The sequence below is a fragment of the Stenotrophomonas sp. 05L414_2 genome (assembly GCF_056397905.1).
The window spans coordinates 1-23,447 of record NZ_JBFTOJ010000055.1 but is presented as its reverse complement, the minus strand read 5'-3'; the positions used below and the strand labels follow the sequence as shown (position 1 = coordinate 23,447).

Sequence of the window (23,447 nt, the reverse complement as noted above, 5' to 3'; positions counted from 1 at the left end):
GATCGCGCGTCCAACACATGCTCTCTAAAATCAAACCCATCTACTGCCACGGGTTTTCCCCCAGGCCTCAGAGAGCTGCAGGTCTTCACTTCGGGATCAAGCACAATCACTCCGCCACCGGTAAACAGGCCGTAGTTCCCTTGGCAGTCGTTGCGTGAAACCTCTCGCATCAGTTCCGCGGCAATGCGGAACTGCTGGTCCTTGCTCAAGCCGCTGATCGTTTCGCGAAGCGCGTAGCCATTCTGGGCTAGAAGTTCGATCATGGCGTTCTGCACCGGCGATCGCGCACCGAATGCCTCATTGAAGTCGGTACTTCCATTGAAACGCGACGAGGAGTTCTCTTGCAGGGTACTTTTCCAGAACGTGCCCAGAGCGACTGCTGGATCAGAATCTATCCGGATGAGGTTGATGAAGGTGTAGACCATCCCGCAGGAGTACGCGAGTTGATACTCGCCCCCACTGATCAGGTCATTCAATGGTCGCTTCTTGTACTCTGCCTGGTCGATACATGACTCCGCAGCTGCGCCTACGTCGCGCGTGATCCCTTGCTCCTTACTCCCGGTCACCTCCGACAGAAACAAGCTCGCTGCCATTTCTGCCCCGCCCTCGAGCAGCATAATTCTGCTTTCCTGCGGGAGTGACTCCATCATCTGCACATCTTGATTCCATTGATGAAATGCTTCATGGGCAATGAAGTGAGACAAGTCATTTGGAAAGCCTTTTGAGGTGTCCAGGCAGCCCGCACGAAGGCCAATCAGCAGCAGTCCGGGCAATGAGCTTCCGCTGAAGCGGCAGCCCTGCTGGGTATTGGCGCCCTGCTCAAGCAAGAAGATTACAGAGCTCACGCTGTGCGGCTCAGGTCCCAGGGCACGCCTATAGAACTTCTGGGCCTTCTCCAGCCAATCCTGATATTGGCTCCTGAACGCCTGTGGCACGCCTTGATCCGCCAGCAGCGTTGGAACTGGTATTGGCCGCCCATCGCTGAAGAATGCGTAGCCTTCGAACAACGTCACTGGAGAGCTTGCTGGAAGCTGTGAGGTTCCTGGATCGATATCGCCACATAGGCGTTCAAACTGCGAATCATCAGGATTGATCAAGGGCTGGAGGTTGATCGCGACAGTAGAGGGCGCCAACCTGATGATCAGCGGGTACTTTCTTCCTTCGGGAAGCAGGCTCCTGCTGATATCCAAGGTGTAGACGTGTTCGTCCGAGCGGGAGCGCTTCGACGCTTGCCACTCCTGCAGGTTCAATTTGGGCGTACTCCGAGCTGTCACTCGCAAAGTCGCCTTTGACATGGCTGTGTCGACCTCAAGGCCGGACGCGAGGCAATCACGCGTCCCGGCCCATGCGTTTGCTGTGAGGAGAGCCCACAGGAGCAAGGTTGCCAACAGAGCCCATGGCTTTGGAGCTATGGGTACCAGTCGAATGAAAGCCTTGCCGGCAGTTTCGCGCATATCACCCCGTCCACAGCCACTTCCCTGAAGCCTCACACTCAGCATTGCTCAGCCCTCCCGGTGGTTTATCGCGAACCGTTAGTCTGCACTGTAATGACCCACCGGTTTCTGCTCAGGCCATGCGGTTAATGTAGCGGCATAGGCCGCGTCCGGGGTCATCATTACCAATGCCAGGATGAGCCAGCCATCCTTGCCACCCGTTGTGCACCACCCTGACGTAGGCTTCCTGGCAGCTTCCGCAACGCAAGGATGCATCCAATGCCGGCACCCGCACATTCGCGCTTGATCACCGTAGCGGCCAGAACCCATCTCCGCCCCCTGGGCTGTGTGCAGAAAGGGCGCTCCAGAGTCTGGCTGGACGACCAGGGGTGGTGGGTCGGGATGGTTGAATTCCAGCAGTCTTCGTGGAGCAAAGGAAGTTATCTGAACGTTGGGGCGTGCTTCCTCTGGAATGAGAAGGACTTCCTGTCATTCGATGCCGGCCACAGGGTCGAGGGTTTCCACGAATTCATCAGTGACGCGCAGTTCGCACTGGCGGCGACGTTCCTGGCCGAACGCGCGGGGCAGGAGGTGCTCGCATTGCGGGAGCGTTTCGCATCGCCTTCGCACGTGGAGGCCTGGATGGCAGCCAACGCAGGCCTGTCGTTATGGGGCCACTACCACGCGGCAGTCGCGGCAGGCGTTTCTGGTGCGGTTGACCAGAGCAGGCAACTGTTCGAGAAGATCATTGCCGATCCGCACGACGTGCCGTGGGCGATCAACCTCAAGCACCGATGCGAGGCGCTTCTCTGCAGTGTGCAGAACGGCGCTGAATTCGAAGCAGAAATCGCCAGCATGATCACTCGGACCCGACGTCAGCTGGGACTTGCTGAACATGCGCAGGCAATGCCCGCTTGGCTGCGACAGCATGATTCGTAAAGCGGGTTGAAAACGGCCACCTGTCAGCTGGGCGCGGTACCAGACCCAGTGCGAATGTCACCCCGCGGCCACCGCTGTGGCGCGATGCGTGTGCTGCAGCAGACGGAACAGGCTCAGGGATAGCAGGAAGGCGACCTGCTCGACCAGGAAGGTGGCAATGCCCCATTGGAACAGCTGCCGGTGGGCCACCAGGTTGCCCAGCATTGCTTGTGGGCAGCCCGAACGCTACGAGAGCATCGGCCGGCGGTGACTGCCAGAAGTCGGGGGGACAGCTGCATCGCAGGCGCAGACCCCGCCCGTGATCCCGGCTTCACGCGCCGCACGCTATCCACAGCGGTCATGGACCTCATACGACTGCTGCGATCGCTGGAAGAATTCCTCTACGAGCTGGTCGGCTGGCTGGTGTTCTATCCGCGGATGTTCTGGCGGGTACTGATTCACCCCGGCGAGGTCGCCCTCTACACCCGCCGCGAGCTCGGCAAGGATTCGGACCAGCGGTTTTCCGATGCGATCAGCCCGGTGCTGATGCTGATCCTGTCGGTGGCCATCGCCCATGCGCTGGAAATGGCGATGCGCATGTCCTCGCCCCGACTCAGTACGCCGATGGGGCAGCTGCTTTTCAGCAGCGAGCAGGGGCTGCTGCTCACCCGCTCTGCGGTGTTCTGCGTGTACGCGCTCGGCGCGGCACTGGGCACGCTTCGGCGTCAGCGGCTGCCCGTGAACCGCGAGACGCTGCGCGAGCCCTTCTCCATCCAGGCGTTCATCGCATGCCCGTTCGTGGTGGTACTCGCGCTGGCGCAGGCGGCAGCCGCTTCCCCGGCGCAGGCCGGCCCGTTCACCGCGCCAGCCATCGGCGCGCTGGCGGTTGCGTGGTACCTGTGGGCCCGCATGCGGGCCTTCGTGGCCTTGAATGGAGGATCAGCGCTGCGTGCGCTCGGCTCGGTAGTGGTTTCGTTCCTGCTGACGACGATCGGGGTTGTCGGCCTGTTTGCTGCCGTCATCCTCTGATCTTCAACAGGGCGGCGATCACTCGAGAGCGTGATCGGACTTGCGCGGTGGCACTGCCGTGGCCYCACCGCGCTGCAGGAGGTCGAAGAAGTCCACTGCCTCCGCCGCCAGCGCATCGTGGGCGTCGAAATCCCAGTTCTGCTTGTACTCGCGCGCAAGCAGATCACAGACGGCCTTGGCCTGCTGGTAGGTCTGCGACTGCTCCCCGCGATCGGCCAGCTGGTCGCGGTGGATCTGGCACAGCATGAGCTGGTGGGCATCTTCGGCCCGCTCGCGCTCCCAGCCGATGTCGGGCAGGGCGGACAGTGCTGAGGCAAGCGCGATGGCAATCAAGGGCATGATCCGGGTCCGGGCAGGGGGCGGAACCTGAGCGTAGGTGATGGTGCAGTGCGCGTGGCGGCACGCGCGATGGCCGTTTTACGGGGTGTTCACCATTCGCAGCAGCATGGTGGCTGCGCTGAAGGTGGTCATGCCGATGGCTCGCCCGCCGCTGGTTTCTGCTCCTGCCACAGCAGTAGCGCGTCCAGTGCCGGGCACAGTGCCTGCCCCCACGCACTGAGTCGATACTCCACTTTCGGTGGCACCTGCGGATACACCGTGCGCAGCACGATGCCGTCGGCTTCCAGTGCACGCAGCTGCTGCGCCAGCATCTTCTGCGAGATGCCGGGGATGAGCCGCTCCAGGTCGGAATAGCGCTGCACCTTGCCGTCGAACAGGTGGAAGAGGATCAACAGCTTCCAGCGGCCTTCCAGCAGTGCGAGTGCACGGGCCACGTCCGCGGCGGCGGTTTCAGGGGTATAGGCCTTTCTCATGGGGTGGGTCACTTACCTTCAGGTGCGTTCTTGTGGCGGCCAGGGTGCGGTTCGAGAATAGCGCCAGTCCCGCCTGGAGTGCCTRCAATGTCGATTGATCTTCCCGCGCCGTTGTCCCGCTATTTCCTGCTGGCCAATGGCGAGCCCGGAACGCACGTTGAGCAGTGCTTTGCCGCAGGCGCGACGGTGCGCGATGAGCGCCAGCAACACCAGGGACACACGGCGATTGCCGCTTGGGTGGCGCAGACGCGTGCGGCCTACCAGCAACACGTGGTCCCCCTGCAGCTGCACGTGCAGGACGGTCGACACATCGTGTCTGCACAGGTCAGTGGCACGTTTCCGGGCAGCCCGGTGGTGCTGACACACGCGTTCACCCTGCAAGGGGATGGCATCGTCGCGCTGGACATCCACTGATTCAGTGACGGTTGCTTCCGGAGATCGGGTGGCACGCGGATGGCTGCCGATTTACGCGTAGCAGTACCAATGGATGGTGATCTCCATGCATGGCGTGGAGCTACTGAGCGCGGGGTGGAGCTACGGGTTCTGGAACACCGCCAGCTGTGCGGCGAAGGCGCGCTGGTAGGCGGGCCGCGCGGTCGCGCGGTCAACGTAGGCAGCAAGGTTTGCATACTCGCCGACGATGCCGCTGCTCTGCAGCCGCAGCAGCACCGACACCATCAGCAGATCGCCGGCGCTGAAGTCTCCGTCCAGCCACGGTGCATCGCCCAGCCGGGCGGACAGCTGGCTCAGCCGCCTGCGCACGCACTCGTCCAGCATCACCAGCCGTTGCGCGTACCAGGGCTGTTCGCGTTCCAGCACCCACGCCATGGAGCGTTCGACGATCGGCGGCTCCACAGTGTTCAGCGCGGCGAACATCCAGGTGATCGCACGCATGCGCGCACCCGTATCGGCGGGCAGCAACCCGGGGTGCTGTTCGGCCAGGTGCAGCAGGATCGCGCCTGATTCAAACAGCACTACGTTGCCATCCTCATAGGTGGGAATCTGACCGAACGGATGCCGCGCCAGGTGTGCGGGTTGCTTCATCTCCTCGAAGGTGAGCAGATGGACGTCGTAGGCGAGGCCCAGCTCTTCCAGCGCCCAGCGCACGCGCATGTCACGGGCCAGCCCCTGGCCACGGTCCGGGGAATGCTTGAATGCGGTCAGGATCGGCGTCATCAGGATGTCCATCGGCGTTGGCTGCCACGTTGGCCGGCCTTTCTTCTCTTGACGCGCGGACGGGTCGGCAATCGACACGCCTGCGCTGACCGAGGGCGTGGCATCGCCGGCCCGGATGAACGGTTCACGTCGGACGATTCGCCCGGGAGGGTCGGTGCAGCGATACTGCCGTCCTGCACACCCTTGGGGAAGTACGTGAGCACGTCCAGACTGCCGCGCATCGTTGGGTTCGACGTGCCACGGCTTCACCAGCAGGTCGATGCGACTGCCGATGAAGCCATCACTGCGCTGCTCGATCAGGCGCCCGATGAACAGTGGACCGGCCGCTTCCTGCAGCACTGCGCGACGTTGGCGTCGCAGCTTTCATTGGCGGAAGTGAAGGTGGAGGGCACCCGCATTGCCTTCCACGGTTCGATCGCCGATGCGCGTGCCTTGGCCGATGCGGTCATCGCGCTGGTGAACCGGTTGAATGATCAGCTGATGCAGGAAGGCAACCAGCTCGCCAGCGAGGAGTGATCTGCCAGCAGCTTGCTGTCTCAGCCCGCTTGCGAAGCCAATGCCGGCCCGGACAGGCGCGCCCAGCAGCCCATCGCCATTTCCGCCGACCCCGGGTGGCCACGCAGGCTGGTGCGCAGCGCAAGCCGTGACTGCAGATCGGTGAGCCACGCCGTGCGCGTGCCATGTGGGTTGCGGACATAGATGTCGCACGCCAGGCGGATGACCGGTGCGACCTCGTGGCGGAAGTTGATGGCGGGCAGATCGCCCGTCTGGAACGCGGCCTGCCAGTGCTGCAGCTCGCGCTCGACGTCAACGAAGTCCTTGTTGGTGATGCGTTCCATGAGACCTCTCCTGTTGGAACGCCAACGTACACCTGTGCATGTCAGGAGTCTGTGTGCGCGCAGCGCTGTTCATGGTGCCCGTTCATTAATCTCCGGCTTTCATGCAGCTGCGTAACCGGCCCACGCCCACAGTGGCGTTGCAGCAGATCGCTGCGGTGGAGCAAGACATGAACAACAATACGCCGCAAGGCCAGACCGACCGCACCAACGCCCCGACCGGAATCAAGCAGGCCGCCCAGCACGGCCAAACTGATGGCAACGCAATGGGCGGCGACCGGAAGCAGGACGGCAAGCAGCGCCAGCAGGAGCAGCAGGTCCAGCAGGATGCAAAGCCGGTCGGCCCGCAGAAGTCCGGGCAGGAACAGAAGAGCGAGCCGGGCCGTGACACCCGTCGCTGAGCAGTAAGCGAAGAAGAGGCCGCGCGTTGCGCGGCTTTCCTCTGTCCAACGTTCGGGAAGAGCGCTGATGCCATCCCATGCCCGTGCGGTAAGCCTGATGACGAAGATCATGTACCAGTGCCGTCCGGCAAGAACGACGACGATGGCGCGCTGCCGCGCCTGCCAGGCTCCCAGTCCGGGTGGCATGGAGTGCGCGCGTTGCCTTACCGAAGAACTCGGGGGCGTGATCGGCAACCGCGGTGCTGCGGCACGCTGGCTGGATTCGTTCCTGAAGGTGCAGCAGGACGAGGCGTTCGTTTTCGTGTGTGCCAAGCGGGTCGAGGAAATCGCGTCGGCGGGTCGCAGTCTGGAGTGACATCGCGCAGGCGTATGCTCGAACTCCAATGGGAGCGAGCGTCATGTCTTTTCAGATCAACCTCTATGACAGGGACGGACGCGGGCTTCGCCTTCCCGATGGATGGTGGATCGACCTGCACACCGATCCCCCCGCGCTGGTCAACGGCGCTGTCCGCATCGATCTGCCGGCGTCCGCGCGCAACGAGCATCCTGATCTGCAACCGGACGTCCTGAACCATCTCCGCCGCCGTATTGAAGGTGCGCAATGGCTAACCTGACCTACCATCCGCCGCTGGGCGTGCGCTGGCTGACGTTCCGCCTGCGCAACGGTCAATCCATCGGCCCGGAGAAGCTGCGGGCCGTGTGGTCCGATGCCGCAGAAACCAACAACTGTTCGGTGCGCCGCGAGCACGTAGAAGGCGCCGGCTTCGTCTATGCGCTGTACGCACCGAGCGGGCTGTGCGTTCCGCGCCGGGCGGAACTGCGCATGCGGCTGTTGCTGGAAGAAGCGGGCTACGCGTTTTCGATGGGCGTGCTTACCGGCAGCCATCCTGCCTACGGTTGAGCGCAGGGCGATCTGATCGGCCCGGAGGTTGCTAGACTGCGCGCCCCGCGCGTTGCCGCAATCACGGAAGATTCCCCATGCCGAAGCTGTCTGCTCTTGCTGTTTTCCTGGCGCTCGCTGTCTGCGCGCCAACCGCACACGCCGAGGAACAGGACAGCGCCTCGACCATCGCGTTCAAGTCGATCAGCCCGGTGCTGAATGCCCTGATCAATGCCGACGATGCGCAGGACCTGATGGAGCGGGCCGAGGAAGACGACGCCACGCTGCTGCAGTCGCTGGCGCTCTATCTGGCCGCAACCCGCGAAGACCCCACGTTGGCGCAGGCGCCGTACCACGCAGCGGCATTGTTCGCACGCCGCGGTGACGATGCGCTGGCCGAGCGCTATCTGCGCCAAGCCGATGAGCGTGGCATGTGGTTCGCGCCCGCGCTGGCCGACAACGATGACTTCGAGCACCTGCGCGGAACGCCATTCTTCAAGCAGGTGCTGGCCAATACACAGGCACGCTACGCGAAGGTATCGGTGGGCAAGGTGGGCGCCATCTCGGTGCTGCCCCCTTCGAAGGGGGTTGCGATGCCGGCCTGTGCGCCGGTGCTGGTGTGGCTGCACGGCTACGGCATCAACGGCCACCTGGACAGCAGCGAGCAGCCGCTGGCCGATGCTGGTGTGGTGTTGCTGGGCATCAACGGTACGGAGATGCGCGAGTCGTTCGACAGCTTCAGCTGGACCGGCCCGTATGAGGGCACGCACAAGGTGGTGCAGGCGGGGCTTGAGCAACTGGCCGCGCGCCAGTGCATCGACCGCAAGCAGGTGTACCTGATGGGCTTCTCGCAGGGCTCGCAGCATGCCGGCGCGCTGCTGGCGCAGCATCCGGATGACTATGCCGGCGCATTGCTGGTGTCGCCGGGTGGCTGGCGCCAGCCGGTGCCCACGCAGAGCAGCGCGCACGGCAAGCGGGTGTTCGTCATCAACGGCGAGCAGGAAGGGCCGGCGAACCAGAAGATGAGCGCGGATTTCCGCGCCCTTTTCAGCGATGGCAACGAGCTCCGGTCGCGTACCCATGAGGGTGGCCATTTCTATCCGGACGACTGGAAGACCTCGTTCCCACAGGCCATCCGCTGGCTGATGGGCAAGGGCGGCTGAGCGAAGCCCACCGGGTGGCAGGCGGTGGGCGGGAACCACGTCGCCCACTGCTTCCCAAAAGGCAACGCCACGAGCCCGCCTGCGGGTCTACTGCGCACCGCCTGCGTTGCCTACGCTGATCCCACACGGCCCTTGCCGTGCTCCGGGGCCACGACAGCTCGTGGATCCCGTCTTCAATCGAACCAGCGGCGCTGTGCTGCAGGGCATTGCTGCCCGGCAACGCCATGCCCTGCGCCGTGCGAAGGCGTACCCCGGAACTGTCCGCCGGCCCTGCTTCACTGCCTGCCAGCCAACCTTCGTGGAGATCGCCTCATGTTCAGCCTGGAAAACACCATTGCCCCTGCCGCGCCCGCGCTCGACGAGCTTGTTCCCTCGCGCTACGCCCTGAAAGTCGGTGATATCGATGTGCTGGTGGTCAGCGACGGCGTGCTGCCGCTGCCGACGCAGATGCTCGGCCACAACGTGCAGGCGTCCGAGCGCGCCGAATGGTTCGACGAGATGTACCTGCCACAGGATGCGTTCGACTGGGCGTTGAACGTGATGGTGGTGCACAGTGGTGAGCGCACCATCCTGATCGACGCCGGCCTGGGCATGGACCCGGACCTGCAGCTGCCGCGCGCCGGCCAGCTGATCCGTCGCCTCGGCGCTGCCGGTATCGACCTGCGCGAGATCACCGATGTAGTGATCACGCACATGCACATGGACCACATCGGTGGCCTGCTGGTGGACGGAGTGAAAGCACAGCTGCGGGCGGACCTGAAGATCCACGTTGCGGCGTCGGAAGTGGCGTTCTGGAAGTCACCCGACTTCACCCGCACCAACATGCCGCAGGGGTTCCCGGACGCGCTTCGCGCAACGGCCACGCATTTCTGGGCCGAGTACGGCAGTTTCGTGCACACCTTCGAGGATGAGCATGAGATCGCACCGGGCGTAGTCGCGCGCCGCACCGGCGGCCACACGCCGGGCCACTGCGTGGTACGCGTTGCCTCGGGGGGCCAGGCGCTGACCTTTGCTGGCGATGCCGTGTTCGCCGTCGGTTTTGATCAACCGAACTGGCACAACGGTTTCGAGCACGACCCGGAGGAAGCGGCGCGGGTGCGCATTGAACTGCTCAATGCGCTGGCCGGCACCGGCGAGATGCTGGTGGCCACGCACCTGCCGTTCCCGTCGGTGGGCCGCGTGTCCCGCGAGGGCGATGCGTTCCGCTGGGTGCCGGCGTTCTGGGATTTTTGATCAAGTTTTCTGGACTTCACGTCACCAATGGTCCCGGACAGGGGCGCACAGTAGCCCCTGTCGAAACCCACCCATCCGCTGGAGGTCCACCATGAACACCGTTACCCGCACCCTCGCTGCAACTGCCCTGGCCCTGGCGATGCAGGCGGGCCTGTCCGCCCAGGCCGCCGCGCCGGCACACCCGTCCGCACCCAGCGCTGTCACGCGCACCGCCAGCACCATCACCACCGCCGATGGTGTGCAGCTGTACTACAAGGACTGGGGCCCGAAGAACGGGCCGGTGGTGACCTTCAGCCATGGCTGGCCACTGGATTCGGACAGCTGGGAATCGCAGATGATGTTCCTGGCGGACCACGGTTACCGGGTGGTCGCACACGACCGCCGTGGCCACGGTCGTTCCAGCCAGCCCTGGGATGGCAACGACATGGATCACTACGCCGATGATCTGGCCACGGTGATCAATACGCTGGACCTGAAGGACGTCACACTGGTGGGCTTCTCCACCGGCGGCGGCGAAGTGGCGCGGTACATCGGCCGCCATGGCACGGGACGGGTGAAGAAGGCCGTGCTGATCAGTTCGGTGCCGCCGTTCATGCTGAAGACCGCAGACAACCCCGGTGGCGTTCCGATCGAAGTGTTCGACGGCATCCGCAAGGCGCAGCTGGAGAACCGCTCGCAGCTGTACAAGGACATTCCGTCTGGTCCGTTCTATGGATTCAACCGACCGGGCGCGAAGGTCAACCAGGCGATGGTCGATGCATGGTGGGCGCAGGGCATGCTGGGTGGGCAGAAGAACACCTACGACTCGATCGCCGCGTTCTCGGCGACCGACTTCCGCGCTGACCTGCAGAAGTTCGATGTGCCGACCCTGGTGATCCACGGCGACGACGATCAGATCGTGCCGATCGACGTGGCGGGACGGATGTCGGCCAAGCTGATCAAGGGCGCCAGGCTGATCGTCTACCCGGGTGCGCCGCATGGTCTGACCGAGACCCACAAGGACAAGGTCAACCAGGACCTGCTGGCCTTCCTGCAGCAGAAGTAGCCACAAGGGCAGCCGTCAGGCAGCACGGAGAACCGCAGTAGAGCCACGCCATGCGTGGCTTCGCCGTGCATGAAGGCAACCGCATCCACGCATGGCGTGGATCTACTGGATCGACGCAGGGTGGAAAGCCCACCGGTAGAGCCACGCCATGCGTGGCTTTGCTGTGCATGAGAGCAACCGCATCCACGCATGGCGTGGATCTACTGGATTGACGCAGGGTGGACCGCCCGCCGGTAGAGCCACGCCATGCGTGGCTTTGCCGTGCATGAGAGCAACCGCATCCACGCATGGCGTGGATCTACTGGATTGACGCAGGGTGGAAAGCCCGCCGGCAGAGCCACGCCATGCGTGGCTTTGCCGTGCATGAAAGCAACCGCATCCACGCATGGCGTGGATCTACTGGATCGACACAGGGTGGAAAGCCCGCCGGTAGAGCCACGCCATGCGTGGCTTTGCCGTGTATGAGAGCAACCGCATCCACGCATGGCGTGGATCTACTGGATCGAGGTTGGCTGGTTCAGGCCCTGCAGCTTGTGCGGGTTGCGCTGCACCAGGATCTGCACGATCTGCTCGCCGTTGGTATCGAAGGCCATTGCCGATTCCAGCACCTCGTCGAAGTAACGCAGCAGCCCCAGTCGTCCATTGATCATGCTCGGCACCATGCGCAGCTGGTCCTTGCGCCGCAGGTGCGGGGCGTACAGCAGCTGTGCGATGCGTGCGCCGCCGACCATCGGTTTCGGGAAGCTGGTGACGATGCCGCCGCCATCGCCGATCAGCACGGCCGATTCGGCCATCAGGGCTTTCATCGTCCTGAAGTCGCCATTGGCGATGGCCTCTGCGAAACGCCGCATCAGTTTCTGGTGCACGTCCTGCGGCACGTTGTAGCGCGGTCGCTCCTGCCGCAGCTGCAGGCGTGCGCGGTGCACGATCTGCCGGCAGGCGGCTTCGGTCTTGTCCAGCGTGCGTGCCACCACGTCGTAATCCTGGTCGAACACATCGTGCAGCAGGAACGCGGCACGCGCGTCCGGGGCCAGCCGCTCCAGCACGTTGAGGAAGGCCACCGACAGATCACTGGCCGTTTCCAGCATGTACTCGGGTGTGCCGGTGTCTTCGGTGAGCAGCGGCTCGGGCAGCCACATGCCGACATAGTGCTCGCGCGTGCGCCGGGCCAGGCGCAGGCCATCGATGGCGCGGCGGGTGGTGGTGGCCACCAGCCAGGCTTCGGCGTTCTCGATGTCCTGCTGGTTGGCGCCATGCCAGCGCAGCCAGACATCCTGCACCACGTCCTCGGCCTCGTGCGAGGAGCCGAGCATGCGGTAGGCCASGCCSARCAGGCGCGGGCGTAGTCGGGTGAACAGTGCGGTGGGGTCGTCCATGCCAGCAGAGACGGGACAGCTCCGCCGATTGTGACACCGGCGGACCTGTGGGAGTGGCGGGTACTGCCCCGGACCGGTGGCGGTCAGCGTGGTGGCAGTACCGCCGGCTTGCCGATGTCCTTGATCAGGAACACGACGAATGTCGCCGGTTCGGTCTGGCTGGCATTGCGGCCGACGGTATGCAGATCGTCCGGGCCCTCATGGAAGGCCTCCCCCGGGCCGAGGGTGACCTCGCGGCCACCGGCCACGCCCATCACGATGCGGCCCTGCAGCACATAGACGAAGCCGTGGGCGTCGTGCCGGTGCACGGGATCGGCGCCGCCGGGTGGGTACTGCACCGTCAGGATCAGTGCTTCCTTGCCCGGCTGTTCCGGCAACGGACGGGTCATGACCTCGCGCACGATGGGCTCGGGCGCGGTGGCCGGCGGTGTGGCGGCGATGCTGGTCAACGGCAGCAGGGCCAGCAGCGCCAGGGAACGGAGAGAACGCATGGCAGGTCTCCAGCAGGAAAGTGTGCAGTCGACGCTCAGGCCAGACCGGCCTTGTCCAGGCCAAAGGCCTGGTCCAGGCCAAAGGCCTGGTCCAGCGAGCCGGGTTGCGTACGGAAGGCGACGTTGGCGCGGTTCCAGGCATTGATCGCCATCACCGCGTAGGTCAGGTCGACGATTTCCTGTTCGGACAGCTGACTACGCACGCGCTCATACACGTCGTCCGCAACCCCCTGCGCTGGGAGGTGGGTAAGTGTGTCGGTCCACGCCAGGCAGGCCCGTTCGCGCGCACTGAACAGGTTCGATTCGCGCCACGCCGCGACATGGTGCAGGCGCAGTGCGCGCTCGCCACGGATCGTCGCTTCCTTCACGTGCATGTCCAGGCAGAACCCGCAGCCGTTGAGCTGCGAGGCGCGGATGTTGACCAGGTCGATGATGGCCGCTTCGATCGAGCTGTTGTGCACGGCGTGGGAGAAGGTGCCGAGCTTCCTGAAGAGTTCGGGCGACTGTGCGGCGTAGTCCAGGCGTTGGCTCATGACGGTGTTCCGATGGGAGTTGAGGGACGCAGCGAGGCTAGGCCCGCTGCACGCGGGGCGGTAGGCGAGGGCAGGGCTGCACGGTGTTGCACGAAAAACACCAATGGCCTGTCACAGCGGCGGATGCTCGCCCGTCTGCCGGGCATGGACACCTCATCCGCCCCGAACCGCGCAGCAGCCTGCCCCGCCAGTGAGCGGGTCTGGCAGGCCTTCCTTGCCGCATTGCACGAACTGCCACCGGACATGCGGGCCGTGCTGTTGCTGCATGACGTGCTGGGCGCGGGCTTTGAAGACATCGCGCCGCTGCTGGGGCTGGAGCTGCCGGCATGCCGCCAGCGACTGGCCCGTGCACGCGCCCACCTGCTTGCCCGACGCGACTTCCAGGAGCCCGGAACACCATGAATGTCATGCCGCAGTTCTGCCTGGCCAGCGACGGCCGCGATTCCCTCACGGCGTCCTTTTCCGCCAGCTATGCCGGGGTCCTGGCATTCATCGCGGTAGCCGCCGAGGGCAGCTTCGCCCGCGCCGGTGATCGCCTCGGCATCGGTCGGTCGGCCGTCAGCCGCAGCGTGCAGAAGCTGGAGGGACAACTGGGCGTGCGCCTGTTCCTGCGCACCACGCGCTCGACAACACTCACCCGCGAAGGCGAGCTGTTCCTGGAGGGCTGCAGCCCGGGCGTTGCCAGCATCCTGCAGGCGCTGGACGAAATGCGCGACCTGCGCGAGGGACCACCGCGCGGGCATCTGCGGATCAGTGCGACCCATGGCTTCGGACGACGGGTGATCGCGCCGCTGCTGTCTGCGTTCCGCGCGGAGTATCCAGAGGTCTCTGTGGAGCTGCTGCTGGACGAGCAGGCACCGGACCTGGCCGCCGATCGCATCGATGTAGCGTTCCGCGATGGCGTGCTGGAAGACAGCCAGGTGATCGCCAAGCAGCTGGTGCCGATGCAGCTGGTGGTCTGTGCGTCGCCCGCGTATGTGCAGGCACATGGCCTGGCAGACACCATCGAAGCGTTGTCCAGCCATGCCTGCATCGGTCGACGCCTGCCTGGTGGGCGCCTGCAGCGCTGGGACTTCCGTGTGGACGGCCAGGACGTGAATCTGCAGCCGCCGGCGGAGGTGGTGTTCAATGACGCCGATCTTGTCCTGCAGGCCGTGATCGACGGGCTTGGGGTCGCCCAGTTGCCCAGCTACCAGGTAAGTGATGCGCTGCGCTCAGGCGCTGCAGTGACCTGCCTGGACCGCTACGCGCCTCACGATCGTGGCCACTACCTGTGCTATCTCAGCCGACGCCAGCTGCCCAAGCGGATCCGCGCGTTCATCGATTTCAGCACCCAGCGCATACGCGCGCTGGATCTGGATGTGTTCTCGCACTGGGAAGCGCGGCAGCAGGCGGCAGCGCAGCGCGATTCGGCCCCGRCATGGGCATGACCGCATTGGTGCCGATGCGGCAACAGTGCGTGGCCCGCTGCGGATCTACTGCGCCGGCCAATGCGTTCCTAGCATGCAGCCACATCCGAACTTTCCACGCTCCAGGAGACCTGTCATGAAGATCCTCGTCATCGGTGGCACCGGCCGCATCGGCAGCAAGGTGGTCGATCGCCTGCATGCGGCCGGCCATGAGGTCGTCGTCGCTGCACCCTCCACCGGTATCGATGTGCTGAGCGGCGAGGGCCTGGCCGCTGCGATGGCGGGCACCGAGGTAGTGGTCGACCTGGCCAACTCGCCCTCGTTCGAAGATGCGGCGGTGCTGTCGTTCTTCGTGACGGCCGGCCACAACATCCTGGCGGCCGCGGCGCAGGCAGGCGTACGCCATCATGTCGCGCTGTCGGTGGTGGGTACCGACAAGCTGGCGGCCAGCGGCTATTTCCGGGGCAAGATCGCCCAGGAACGCCTGATCCGCGATTCGGGCCTGGCGTACACGATCATCCACTCGACACAGTTCTTCGAGTTCCTGCCGGGCATCCTCCAGGCAGCCGGTGACGGCCAGACCCTGCAGCTGCCGACCGCCGCAGTGCAGCCGATCGCCGCCGAGGATGTAGCCGATGCGGTTGCGCGCATCGCGCTGCAGGCACCAGCCAATGGCGTGGTGGAGATCGCCGGCCCGGAACGCGAATCGATGGCGGTGCTGGCGCAGCGCTTCCTGCAGGCAACCGGTGACGCGCGTGAAGTGGTTGGCGATGCCCAGGCGCGCTACTTCGGTGCGCAGCTGCAGCAGGACACGCTGGTGCCGGTGGGCCAGGCATGGCTCGGCACGATCAGCTTCGAGCGCTGGTTGCAGCAGTCCGGGCTGGCACAGGGCCAGCCGGCCTGATCGGCGGTGGACGCTGACAGCAGGAACCTGCGATGACCGGGCTGAAACCACCTCCGCACACGGTGCTCGACAAGTACCACGGTGATGAGGTGCGCCCGCTGTATACCGGACGGGTGCGGGTCAGCGGTGGCGTGGCACAGCATGGCCGCGCGTCGGGCGTGGTGCGGTCCGATGACGGTGCGCTGTCAGTGGACCTGCGGTTGCCTGCTGAGCTGGGTGGACCCGGTGGCGGTACCAATCCCGAGCAGTTGCTGGCGGCGGGCTACGCCGGCTGCTTCCACGGTGCGATGGTGCTGGTGGCTGCGCGTGCGGGAATGGAACTGGTCGAGCCGAGCATCGAGGTAGCGGTGACGTTCGCGCGAGATCCCGTGGACGGCCTGTACCTGCTGTCGGCCGAGATCGTGGTGTGCCTGCCTGGCATGGACCCGATACGTGCAGCCGAACTGGTGCGCAACACCGAGCGGGTCTGTCCGTACGCGAAGATGTTCCATCGGGGCATCAGCCACGTGGTGCGGGTAGCGGTGGACTAGACATGCGGTGCGGATGATCGGGCAGGTCATTGCCAGGATTCAGATGCGGTGAAGACACCGCGTCGCCCGCGTGAGTGGGTGGGGCGCCGTTGGGCAGCATGATCACCGCATCAATCGATGCTCACCCGCGAACCACACCCGGTCGGCCAGTCTGGGCTCGCAGGCAACGGATTCCACTGTTGCCCTTTTTCCCCCAGAGGAGACTACACATGAGCACCCAGTCCACCATCGAGCATCGCCTCAACGACCTGATCGAGATCGCACGTGATGGCAAGTCCTTCTACGAGGAAGCCGCAACCAAGGTGAAGGATGCCGAGCTGTCGGCATTGTTCGTCCGCATCGCCGGCGTGAAGGGCCGCATCGTGTCCTCGCTGAGCAGTTCGGTGGCCGCTACCGGCGGCAAGCCGGCCGAGCACGGCACCATGGTCGGTTCCATGCAGCAGTTCTACGGCAAGGTGCGCGCGGCCTTCGGTGACACCAACTACGGTTACGTGGCCGAACTTGAAGAGTCCGAGGATCGCCTGCTTGGCGCGTTCAAGGATGTGCTGAAGGACAACGACCTGCCGCCGGCGGTGCGCCAGGAAGTGACCCAGTGGCTGCCGGAAGTGCAGGAATGCCACTCGGTGATGCGCGATCGCAAGCATGCGATGAAGGCTGCCTGATCGCATCCGGCGATCGTCCCCCACATCGCCGCGACCAGGGCAGCCCAGTGCTGCCCTGGTCGTTTCTACGTCTGCCATCTGCGATCAGGCGCGTGGCCTGAGCAGGGCAACGGCCAGGCTGGCAAGCGTCGCTGCTGCGGCGGCAGTCCACAGGGACGTGGCAAAGCCCTGGCTGTAGATCGCCCGCGCCAGATCAACCGGGGCTCCTCGGGTCAGTGCACCGGTGGCGATGGTGTCGGCCAGACGCATGACTTCATCTGCAGGAACGCGTGCTGAGAGTCCGGCGCGGATGCCGACGGTCAGGGCGCTGGAGAGGACCGTGAAGCCGAGCAGGATGCCGACGAAGCGCGTCGTCGCACTGATGCCCGAGGCCATGCCTGCGCGGTCGCGGGGCGCCGAACCGATGATCGCCTTGGATGTTTCGCCGTTGAGGATGCCACCGCCTGCGCCGATGATGACCATCGCCAGCAGCGCCACCGTCGGCTGGTTGTGCCATGCACCGATACCGGCCAGCGCATTGCCGGCGGCAGTGATGGACAGGCCGATGGCCAGCACCATCCCGCTCGACAATCGTCTGCCCAGGCGCCTGCCCACGCTGGGGAACAGCAGCATCGCCGCAGCGAACGGCAGCATGCCGGCGCCCGTGGCCAGCGCACTCAGGCCGACGCCGTTCTGCAGGTACTGCGGCAGCATCGAGGCCATCACCTGCGCACTGACCGCGTAGCCGATCATGGCGATCAGTGCACCGACAAAGCGCGGGCTGGCAAGCAGCCGCAGGTCGACCATCGGATGCCGACGCGTGAGCTCGATGCAGGTGAACAGCGCGGCCATCGCGATGCCCAGGCCCAGGCCGGCCAGGGCCACCGGCGATGTCCATCCCTGCGCGAGTCCTTCCACGAGGAAGAACACGATGCCGAAGATCGCCATGCTGAAGGTGATGATGCCGGGCGGATCGAGCGGGCGTACCAACGTGTCGGCAGTGTCGGGAACCCAGCGGATAGCACCATAGGCCAGGAAGGCGAGGAAGGGCAGGATCGCGATGAACACCGAGCGCCATCCCCACAGCGAGGACAACAGCCCACCGATAAGCGGCGAGAGCACCATCATCATGCCCATTGCCGTGCCCCAGAAGGCCCAGGCATCGTCGCGTTGCTTGCCCTCGTGGAATTCGTGGCCGATCACCGACAGTGATGGGGCCAGCAGGAAAGCGGCACCCACGCCCTGCAACGCTCGGGCCACATACAGCGCACTGGCCGTGGGGGCCAGCGCGCAGGTCAGCGATGAGAGGGCGAACAGTGCGATGCCGATCAGCAGCACGCGCCTGCGGCCATGACGATCGGCGATGGCACCGGCGGGCAGAAGCAGCGAGGTGAAGGTCAGGATGTAGCAGCTGATCACCCATTCGATGTCGGCGAAGTCAGCCTGCAGATCCCGCGCGATGGTCGGCAGGGCGACGGCCACGGCGTTGGTTTCCAGCACCGTCATCGTGCAGCCGAGCGAGGCGATGATCAGGATCCAGTTGGGCGGTCTGCGGCGGGGGAAGAGGGACACCGGGCACTCGGGTGGGGAAGGACGAAGGCCCATTCAAGCAACTTCGACTGTTTGTTTCATTGCCGGTGTTCTTCAAGTACGTTAGGCCAAAGCTAACGAGCCGGCACGCATGGACCGTCGACATCTGCAGTACTACGTCGCACTGGCCGAGGAGCTGCATTTCGGGCGCGCCGCGCTGCGCCTGGGCATCGCCACGCCGACGCTGAGCGTTCAGATCCAGCAGATCGAGCGTCGCCTGGGCACCCCCTTGTTCGACCGCAGTAGGCGCGAGGTCACGCTGACCTCTGCCGGTGCGATCTTCCTGGCCGAAGCACGCAACGTGCTGCGCCAGTTCGAGCAGGCAGAGGCCGTGGGCCGCCGCGCTGGTCGCGGGGAAATCGGCAGGATCGAGATCGGCTACGTAGGTTCGGCGGTCCATGCCGGCGCGCTGCAGGAGCAGTTGCAGCGGTTCCGCAGCGCATCGCCCGACGTGGAGCTGAAGGTCGGCGAATGGCCGATGGCCGACCTGCCGGACCTCCTGCTGGACGGTCGCATCGATGTGGTGTTCTGCCGGCTTCCGATGGAGGTGCCCGATGCGCTCGGTTCGCACATCCTGATCGAAGATCAGTTCTGCGTGGCGTTGCCGGCATCGCATGCGCTGGCCCACGCGGGGGTGCCGGTGCAGCCGGCGCTGCTGGCGAAGGAGGCGTTCATCATGCCGGAGCAGCCCGCCGGCACGCTGGAAGTCGCCCGCCGTGGCGGATTCGTGCCGGACATCCGCTCCCGTCCCGGTCATCTTGTCGCGGTGCTCGCGCAGGTCTCGGTGGGCGATGGCGCCGTGGCGATCGTGCCGTCGGTGCTGCAGCGGACGCTGCTGCTGCCAGGCGTGGTGTATCTGCCTATCGCCGGGCCGGTCATCGCCTCGACTATCGCTGCGCTATACCGTGAACAGGAAACATCGCCAGCGGTCCGCCGGCTCATCGAACAGGTGCGGCGTACCCCCTCCCGGCGCACCGACATGCTGCCCTTGCCCTGAGGCCCTGCCGGACGACGTTGCCGGGCTGCCCCGCAATGGCCTTGCTACACTGGCCGCACTCGATCTTCCACCGGATCATCAGATGAACGGGAACGGTCCGCAGACAGTCCGCTGAGCCGCAACAACGGTACGCACGTTGTTGCGGTGATCTTGTCCTGCGATTTCCACGCACTGGGTTGATCACCGCCGGATTCCCTCCTGAGCGGATGTTTCCCCATGTCTGATCGAAAAGCCCTTCGCTGGGCCCATTCCCTGCCGGGCGCCATCGCATTGATGGCTCCCTTCGACCTCCTGGCTTCGCTGGCCATGGATATCTACCTGCCGGTCGTATCGGCCATGCCGCAGGCACTCGGCACGTCGCCGGCCCTCATCCAGTTGACGCTGAGCCTGTACATGCTCGTGCTGGGGCTGGGCCAGCTGATCTTCGGCCCGCTGTCGGACCGGATCGGGCGACGGCCGGTGCTGCTGATGGGCGCGCTGTTGTTCACGCTGGCGTCGTTCGCGCTGGCCGCGTGCAGCGGTGGTGCGGCATTCCTTGCGTGGCGCGGCGTGCAGGCGATTGGGGCGTCGGCCGCACTGGTGGCCACCTTCGCCACGGTGCGCGACGTGTATGCCGACACGGCCGAGGGCGCCACGCTCTATGGCTTGTTTTCCTCGATGTTGGCGTTCGTGCCGGCGCTCGGTCCGATCCTCGGCGCATTGATCGCCTATACGCTGGGCTGGCGGGCCATTTTCATCGCACTGGGTGTGCTGGGACTGCTGGCGGGTGTACGCGCATGCCGCGGCTGGCAGGAGACACGGCCACCGCAGCATGTCCACGCATCGCCAGCCTTCGCRCGCATCCTCGGCAATGCCGGSTTCTGGGCTCATGCATTGGGATTCAGTGCGGCGATGGGCACGTTCTTCGTGTTTTTCTCGATCGCCCCGCGGGTGCTGATGGGGAGGGCCGGCTATTCGCCGATGGGCTTCAGCCTGGCCTTCGCGACGGTGGCGCTGGTGATGATCGTCACCTCGCGCTTCGCTTCCTGGTTCATCGGGCGATGGGGCATTGGCGGCAGCTTCCTGCGTGGGCTGATGGTGATGATCGGCGGCGCGCTGGTCATGGCGATGACGGCGATGCTGCCGCCATCCTTTGCCAGTGTCGTGTTGCCGATGTGGTTGGTGGCCATCGGCATCGTGATGGTGGCTGCGGTGGCGGCCAACGGTGCGCTGCGCGATTTTGCCGATGCCTCCGGCACGGCAGTGGCGCTGTACTACGCCGTGCAGAGCCTGATCGTGGCAACGCTTGGCACGCTGGCGACGCTGCTGCTGCCGGGCGATACGGTCTGGCCGCTGGTGGCCTTTGGGCTGCTGCTGCCGTCGTTGAGCCTGGGTGGCCTGGTGATGCTGCGACGGTAACTGCGCCCACGCCTCCACTTCCTATCCCGCACACGCGGGTAGGGTGATGCGGCCTGGAGTCACCAGGCCTATCAGGGAGTGATATCGATGCGAGCCATCAGGAAAGCGATCGTTGCTGCAGTGTTTGCACTCGCGTGTACCGGTTCGGTGGCGGTGGCCGGTCCRGTCCAGCCGTGCGACTTCCCGTGCTGGAAGGCCTACCAGGCCTGCGTTTCCGGCGGCGGTGATGCCATGGAGTGCCAGTTCGAATACGATCGCTGTGTCATGGACAGGTGTGGCGCCGTCTGAGGCCTGCATACCGTTCGCAATGGGGGGCCCGATCCAGGGGCCCCTTTTCACCTGGCCGCAGGCACGAAGTCCGCGGTCCTGATCGTCTGGAGCCGCAACATGGCCGTCAAACGTGTCGTCGCCAACATCGCCAGTGCCGATCCTGCGCAGGCGGCCGCATTCTACGGCGACATCCTCGGCATGGACATCGTGATGGACCACGGCTGGATCGTCACCTACGGTGGGCAGGGCACTGCGCTGGCACAGCTCAGCGTTGCCAGCGAAGGCGGATCGGGTACCCCGGTGCCGGATCTTTCGATCGAGGTGGATGATCTGGAYGAYGTRCTCGAACGCCTGCGACRSGCGGACATTGCGCTTGAATATGGCCCGGCCGAAGAGCCATGGGGTGTRCGYCGCTTCTACGTGCGYGACCCGTTCGGGCGCCTGYTGAACATCCTCGCCCACACCTAGCCAGCGCGCGCCAGCTCAGCGGCGCTTTCCACTGTGCTGGCAGTGCTGAGTGCTGATCGACGTCGGCCGCACCGCCGGTACGCGGCGCAGTGACCGCAGCATGTCAACGTTGTTGACCGCTGTCAGGTTTGTCGGGCATGTCCTGTTGCTGTTGCTGTTGCTGGCGGCTGCTGGCGTGCCGCGCATGGCCGCCCTCACGGCCGATCGCGGCCATGTGTTGGCGGTCCTGGCTGATCGCTTCACCGCCCTTCCGGCCCGCCACCCGGGCCTCGGCCGGGCTGAACTGGTGCGCATTGCCGGATGCGTGGGCAGCACGTCCCCCTTTGGCCGCGATCGCGCGCTGTTTGTCTTCGTCCATCGAGGCAAAGCCACGATTGCTGTTGCCATTGCGTAAGTTGGTCATTACCGGTCTCCGGTGTGAACATGGGTCGCTGCCATCAGTGACGGTCCCATGTTGCACAGTGCAGGCTAAAGACAGGTCGAAGTGGGCTGTACGAGGCTCACATGGCCTGCGCACGCGTTTGACGACCGGTTACCGTGCAGGAAGCGCCGGGCTCTGCAACCGGTCGTCACGGCAGCCACCCGTGGCGCCCTGGCAAGGGAGAGTCCGAGCGGTTGGCCGGAGGTGGATGGCATGCACAATGTCATCGTCTGCTATCGCCGACGCCATCGTGCATGCCTAGAATCAAGCCATCCCGGTAGGTCCCGGGCGCTGTCGAGTGAATGGATTCAATGAAGATTCTGTTGACCGGAAGTTCCGGGCGGATAGGGCGGGCGATCTTCGGCGCGCTGGCCGCTGCCAATGAGGTGGTGGGGCTGGATCGCAGTCCGTTCGCCACCACGCGCGTCATTGCCGATGTCACCGATCGCCGGGCGCTGGAACGTGCCGTGCAGGGGGTCGACGCGGTGATCCATACCGCGGCCCTGCACGCCCCGCACGTGGGCCTGGTGCCTGACGCGGTGTTCCAGCAGATCAACGTGGAGGCCACCGCGAACCTGCTGCAACTGGCGCGCGAGGCCGGCGTGCAGCGCTTCGTGCTGACCAGTACCACGGCGTTGTACGGCCATGCCGTGGTGTCCGGCGGCTGCCGTTGGATCGACGAGGACACCGAGCCGCTGCCGCGCACGATCTACCACCGCACCAAGCTGCAGGCCGAAGCGTTGGCCGAAGCGGCGGCCAGCGCAACGTTCACCGTGCGCGTGCTGCGGATGGCACGTTGCTTCCCCGAGCCGCCTGACCGCATGGCGATGTTCCGCCTGCACCGTGGTATCGACGCGCGCGACGTGGCCAGCGCGCATGCCGCGCTGCTGCACGATGAAGGCGCGGCCTTCCAGCGTTACCTCGCCTGTGCGCCGACGCCCTTCCGGCGCGAGGACTGCCTGCAGCTGGCCGCCGATCCGCGCCAGGTGCTGGCGCGCCGCGCACCGCAGCTGCTGGCCGAGTTCGAGCGCCGTGGCTGGCCACTGCCGCTCAGCATCGATCGGGTCTATGACAGCAGCCGGATGCGTGCAGCGCTGGGCTGGCAGCCACGTTTCGGTCCGGAGGACGTGCTGCAGCAGTACGCCGCGGGCAGCATCGAGGTCCTGCCCCGTGCGGAGTGGATCCGCGACCGCGTCGCCGAATAGCACAGGCGAGCAGCACAGGCCTGGGTCGACGGCCGCAGCTGAGCGGGTTCAGGTTTTGTGCGTGCGGCGAGCCTCAACCTCGCCCGGCCATGGCCGCTAACCCGGTGCGCGCCTTCCCGCGCCGGGTTCCGATCCGGCGGGCAGGCGGCCCGCGCGACGGATCGCGCATCTGCGCGGTGCCCTGGTGGCACCGGTCGACCTGAACTGCCTGCGGATCCTCCCATGTCTTCTTCCCGTTCCGTCGCTGCCCGTCGCCCCGGCAGCATCGCCCACAAGCTGATGCTGGGC

32 protein-coding genes are annotated in these 23,447 nt (G+C 65.3%); 21 read left to right on the top strand and 11 right to left on the bottom strand.

What is annotated here, in order from left to right:
• On the bottom strand, positions 1-1,250 hold a 1,250-nt coding region (locus tag AC1DJN_RS10005), incomplete at its 3' end, for a hypothetical protein (RefSeq protein ID WP_478039153.1).
• Between the two features lie 585 nt (positions 1,251-1,835).
• Between AC1DJN_RS10005 and AC1DJN_RS10000 the strand changes: the two genes are divergently transcribed.
• Entirely contained in the window at positions 1,836-2,372 is a 537-nt protein-coding gene (locus tag AC1DJN_RS10000) for a hypothetical protein (RefSeq protein ID WP_235189962.1), read from the top strand.
• Between the two features lie 57 nt (positions 2,373-2,429).
• On the opposite strand, the gene AC1DJN_RS09995 is transcribed toward AC1DJN_RS10000, so the two are convergent.
• Positions 2,430-2,576 (bottom strand): hypothetical protein, encoded by a 147-nt coding sequence (locus AC1DJN_RS09995; RefSeq protein ID WP_161763242.1) that lies wholly within the window; start codon positions 2,574-2,576, stop codon positions 2,430-2,432.
• Between the two features lie 135 nt (positions 2,577-2,711).
• Between AC1DJN_RS09995 and AC1DJN_RS09990 the strand changes: the two genes are divergently transcribed.
• The gene (locus AC1DJN_RS09990; RefSeq protein WP_442251671.1) at positions 2,712-3,380 is read left to right on the top strand and encodes a hypothetical protein; all 669 of its coding nucleotides are present in this window, start codon (positions 2,712-2,714) and stop codon (positions 3,378-3,380) included.
• Positions 3,381-3,398: 18 nt separating this feature from the next.
• Here the strand turns inward: AC1DJN_RS09990 and AC1DJN_RS09985 are convergent, their stop codons facing one another.
• Positions 3,399-3,719, bottom strand: coding sequence for a hypothetical protein (locus AC1DJN_RS09985; protein ID WP_478039152.1), 321 nt, complete (start codon positions 3,717-3,719; stop codon positions 3,399-3,401).
• 128 nt (positions 3,720-3,847) lie between these two features.
• Complete coding sequence (locus AC1DJN_RS09980) at positions 3,848-4,192, bottom strand: winged helix-turn-helix transcriptional regulator (protein ID WP_049469382.1); 345 nt, start codon at positions 4,190-4,192, stop codon at positions 3,848-3,850.
• Between the two features lie 87 nt (positions 4,193-4,279).
• Here AC1DJN_RS09980 and AC1DJN_RS09975 point away from each other — a divergent pair, with 87 nt between their 5' ends.
• Positions 4,280-4,606 carry a nuclear transport factor 2 family protein gene (locus AC1DJN_RS09975; protein WP_442251670.1) on the top strand — a complete coding sequence of 109 codons (327 nt, stop codon included), beginning with the start codon at positions 4,280-4,282 and terminating at the stop codon, positions 4,604-4,606.
• A gap of 120 nt (positions 4,607-4,726) precedes the next feature.
• On the opposite strand, the gene AC1DJN_RS09970 is transcribed toward AC1DJN_RS09975, so the two are convergent.
• A complete protein-coding gene (locus AC1DJN_RS09970) occupies positions 4,727-5,368 on the bottom strand; it encodes a glutathione S-transferase family protein (RefSeq protein WP_442251669.1) in 642 nt (213 codons plus the stop codon).
• A gap of 195 nt (positions 5,369-5,563) precedes the next feature.
• Here AC1DJN_RS09970 and AC1DJN_RS09965 point away from each other — a divergent pair, with 195 nt between their 5' ends.
• Positions 5,564-5,884, top strand: coding sequence for a hypothetical protein (locus tag AC1DJN_RS09965; RefSeq protein WP_442251668.1), 321 nt, complete (start codon positions 5,564-5,566; stop codon positions 5,882-5,884).
• 20 nt (positions 5,885-5,904) lie between these two features.
• Here the strand turns inward: AC1DJN_RS09965 and AC1DJN_RS09960 are convergent, their stop codons facing one another.
• On the bottom strand, positions 5,905-6,207 hold the full coding sequence (locus tag AC1DJN_RS09960) for a hypothetical protein (protein WP_033832298.1): 303 nt from the start codon (positions 6,205-6,207) through the stop codon (positions 5,905-5,907).
• A gap of 167 nt (positions 6,208-6,374) precedes the next feature.
• Here AC1DJN_RS09960 and AC1DJN_RS09955 point away from each other — a divergent pair, with 167 nt between their 5' ends.
• From AC1DJN_RS09955 to AC1DJN_RS09925, 7 genes are all read left to right on the top strand, one after another.
• Complete coding sequence (locus AC1DJN_RS09955; RefSeq protein WP_478017040.1) at positions 6,375-6,605, top strand: hypothetical protein; 231 nt, start codon at positions 6,375-6,377, stop codon at positions 6,603-6,605.
• Positions 6,606-6,702: 97 nt separating this feature from the next.
• Entirely contained in the window at positions 6,703-6,960 is a 258-nt protein-coding gene (locus tag AC1DJN_RS09950; RefSeq protein WP_223483464.1) for a hypothetical protein, read from the top strand.
• 43 nt (positions 6,961-7,003) lie between these two features.
• Positions 7,004-7,219, top strand: a complete 216-nt coding sequence (locus AC1DJN_RS09945) for a hypothetical protein (protein WP_025879033.1) — start codon at positions 7,004-7,006, stop codon at positions 7,217-7,219.
• The gene (locus tag AC1DJN_RS09940) at positions 7,207-7,506 is read left to right on the top strand and encodes a hypothetical protein (protein ID WP_025879032.1); all 300 of its coding nucleotides are present in this window, start codon (positions 7,207-7,209) and stop codon (positions 7,504-7,506) included. The genes AC1DJN_RS09945 and AC1DJN_RS09940 overlap by 13 nt, the downstream gene beginning before the upstream one ends.
• A gap of 77 nt (positions 7,507-7,583) precedes the next feature.
• Positions 7,584-8,648 carry an alpha/beta hydrolase gene (locus tag AC1DJN_RS09935; protein ID WP_032976692.1) on the top strand — a complete coding sequence of 355 codons (1,065 nt, stop codon included), beginning with the start codon at positions 7,584-7,586 and terminating at the stop codon, positions 8,646-8,648.
• A gap of 312 nt (positions 8,649-8,960) precedes the next feature.
• Positions 8,961-9,881 carry an MBL fold metallo-hydrolase gene (locus AC1DJN_RS09930; protein ID WP_282279407.1) on the top strand — a complete coding sequence of 307 codons (921 nt, stop codon included), beginning with the start codon at positions 8,961-8,963 and terminating at the stop codon, positions 9,879-9,881.
• Between the two features lie 91 nt (positions 9,882-9,972).
• Positions 9,973-10,926 carry an alpha/beta fold hydrolase gene (locus AC1DJN_RS09925; protein ID WP_282279406.1) on the top strand — a complete coding sequence of 318 codons (954 nt, stop codon included), beginning with the start codon at positions 9,973-9,975 and terminating at the stop codon, positions 10,924-10,926.
• Positions 10,927-11,420: 494 nt separating this feature from the next.
• On the opposite strand, the gene AC1DJN_RS09920 is transcribed toward AC1DJN_RS09925, so the two are convergent.
• The 3 genes from AC1DJN_RS09920 to AC1DJN_RS09910 all read right to left on the bottom strand — a co-directional run bounded on the left by AC1DJN_RS09920 (position 11,421) and on the right by AC1DJN_RS09910 (position 13,326).
• Positions 11,421-12,302, bottom strand: a complete 882-nt coding sequence (locus AC1DJN_RS09920; protein WP_478039151.1) for an RNA polymerase sigma-70 factor — start codon at positions 12,300-12,302, stop codon at positions 11,421-11,423.
• Positions 12,303-12,385: 83 nt separating this feature from the next.
• Positions 12,386-12,793, bottom strand: a complete 408-nt coding sequence (locus AC1DJN_RS09915; RefSeq protein ID WP_442251666.1) for a cupin domain-containing protein — start codon at positions 12,791-12,793, stop codon at positions 12,386-12,388.
• A 35-nt stretch (positions 12,794-12,828) separates the two neighbouring features.
• Positions 12,829-13,326: a carboxymuconolactone decarboxylase family protein gene (locus AC1DJN_RS09910; RefSeq protein WP_442251665.1), complete on the bottom strand. Its 498-nt coding sequence runs from the start codon at positions 13,324-13,326 to the stop codon at positions 12,829-12,831.
• Positions 13,327-13,470: 144 nt separating this feature from the next.
• On the opposite strand from AC1DJN_RS09910, the gene AC1DJN_RS09905 reads away from it, so the two are divergent.
• The 5 genes from AC1DJN_RS09905 (at position 13,471) to AC1DJN_RS09885 (ending at position 16,831) form a co-directional block, all read left to right on the top strand.
• Positions 13,471-13,728, top strand: a complete 258-nt coding sequence (locus AC1DJN_RS09905) for a sigma factor-like helix-turn-helix DNA-binding protein (protein WP_227416521.1) — start codon at positions 13,471-13,473, stop codon at positions 13,726-13,728.
• Positions 13,725-14,756 (top strand): LysR family transcriptional regulator, encoded by a 1,032-nt coding sequence (locus tag AC1DJN_RS09900; RefSeq protein ID WP_478039150.1) that lies wholly within the window; start codon positions 13,725-13,727, stop codon positions 14,754-14,756. The genes AC1DJN_RS09905 and AC1DJN_RS09900 overlap by 4 nt, the downstream gene beginning before the upstream one ends.
• Positions 14,757-14,871: 115 nt before the next feature.
• Positions 14,872-15,639: an SDR family oxidoreductase gene (locus AC1DJN_RS09895; protein WP_282279403.1), complete on the top strand. Its 768-nt coding sequence runs from the start codon at positions 14,872-14,874 to the stop codon at positions 15,637-15,639.
• 32 nt (positions 15,640-15,671) lie between these two features.
• Positions 15,672-16,169 (top strand): Ohr family peroxiredoxin, encoded by a 498-nt coding sequence (locus AC1DJN_RS09890; protein WP_025879021.1) that lies wholly within the window; start codon positions 15,672-15,674, stop codon positions 16,167-16,169.
• A 209-nt stretch (positions 16,170-16,378) separates the two neighbouring features.
• Positions 16,379-16,831 (top strand): PA2169 family four-helix-bundle protein, encoded by a 453-nt coding sequence (locus AC1DJN_RS09885; protein ID WP_032952113.1) that lies wholly within the window; start codon positions 16,379-16,381, stop codon positions 16,829-16,831.
• Positions 16,832-16,915: 84 nt separating this feature from the next.
• On the opposite strand, the gene AC1DJN_RS09880 is transcribed toward AC1DJN_RS09885, so the two are convergent.
• Positions 16,916-18,382: an MFS transporter gene (locus tag AC1DJN_RS09880; protein ID WP_282279402.1), complete on the bottom strand. Its 1,467-nt coding sequence runs from the start codon at positions 18,380-18,382 to the stop codon at positions 16,916-16,918.
• A gap of 109 nt (positions 18,383-18,491) precedes the next feature.
• Between AC1DJN_RS09880 and AC1DJN_RS09875 the strand changes: the two genes are divergently transcribed.
• From AC1DJN_RS09875 to AC1DJN_RS09860, 4 genes are all read left to right on the top strand, one after another.
• Positions 18,492-19,397, top strand: a complete 906-nt coding sequence (locus AC1DJN_RS09875; RefSeq protein WP_032976702.1) for a LysR substrate-binding domain-containing protein — start codon at positions 18,492-18,494, stop codon at positions 19,395-19,397.
• Positions 19,398-19,613: 216 nt separating this feature from the next.
• Positions 19,614-20,795, top strand: a complete 1,182-nt coding sequence (gene cml, locus AC1DJN_RS09870; RefSeq protein ID WP_478013601.1) for a CmlA/FloR family chloramphenicol efflux MFS transporter — start codon at positions 19,614-19,616, stop codon at positions 20,793-20,795.
• Between the two features lie 87 nt (positions 20,796-20,882).
• Positions 20,883-21,083, top strand: coding sequence for a hypothetical protein (locus tag AC1DJN_RS09865; protein WP_032976704.1), 201 nt, complete (start codon positions 20,883-20,885; stop codon positions 21,081-21,083).
• A gap of 99 nt (positions 21,084-21,182) precedes the next feature.
• Positions 21,183-21,533 (top strand): VOC family protein, encoded by a 351-nt coding sequence (locus AC1DJN_RS09860; protein WP_478039149.1) that lies wholly within the window; start codon positions 21,183-21,185, stop codon positions 21,531-21,533.
• A gap of 103 nt (positions 21,534-21,636) precedes the next feature.
• On the opposite strand, the gene AC1DJN_RS09855 is transcribed toward AC1DJN_RS09860, so the two are convergent.
• Positions 21,637-21,936: a KGG domain-containing protein gene (locus AC1DJN_RS09855; protein WP_282279400.1), complete on the bottom strand. Its 300-nt coding sequence runs from the start codon at positions 21,934-21,936 to the stop codon at positions 21,637-21,639.
• Between the two features lie 329 nt (positions 21,937-22,265).
• Between AC1DJN_RS09855 and AC1DJN_RS09850 the strand changes: the two genes are divergently transcribed.
• A complete protein-coding gene (locus AC1DJN_RS09850) occupies positions 22,266-23,159 on the top strand; it encodes an NAD-dependent epimerase/dehydratase family protein (protein WP_032976707.1) in 894 nt (297 codons plus the stop codon).
• Positions 23,160-23,447 lie beyond the last annotated feature (288 nt).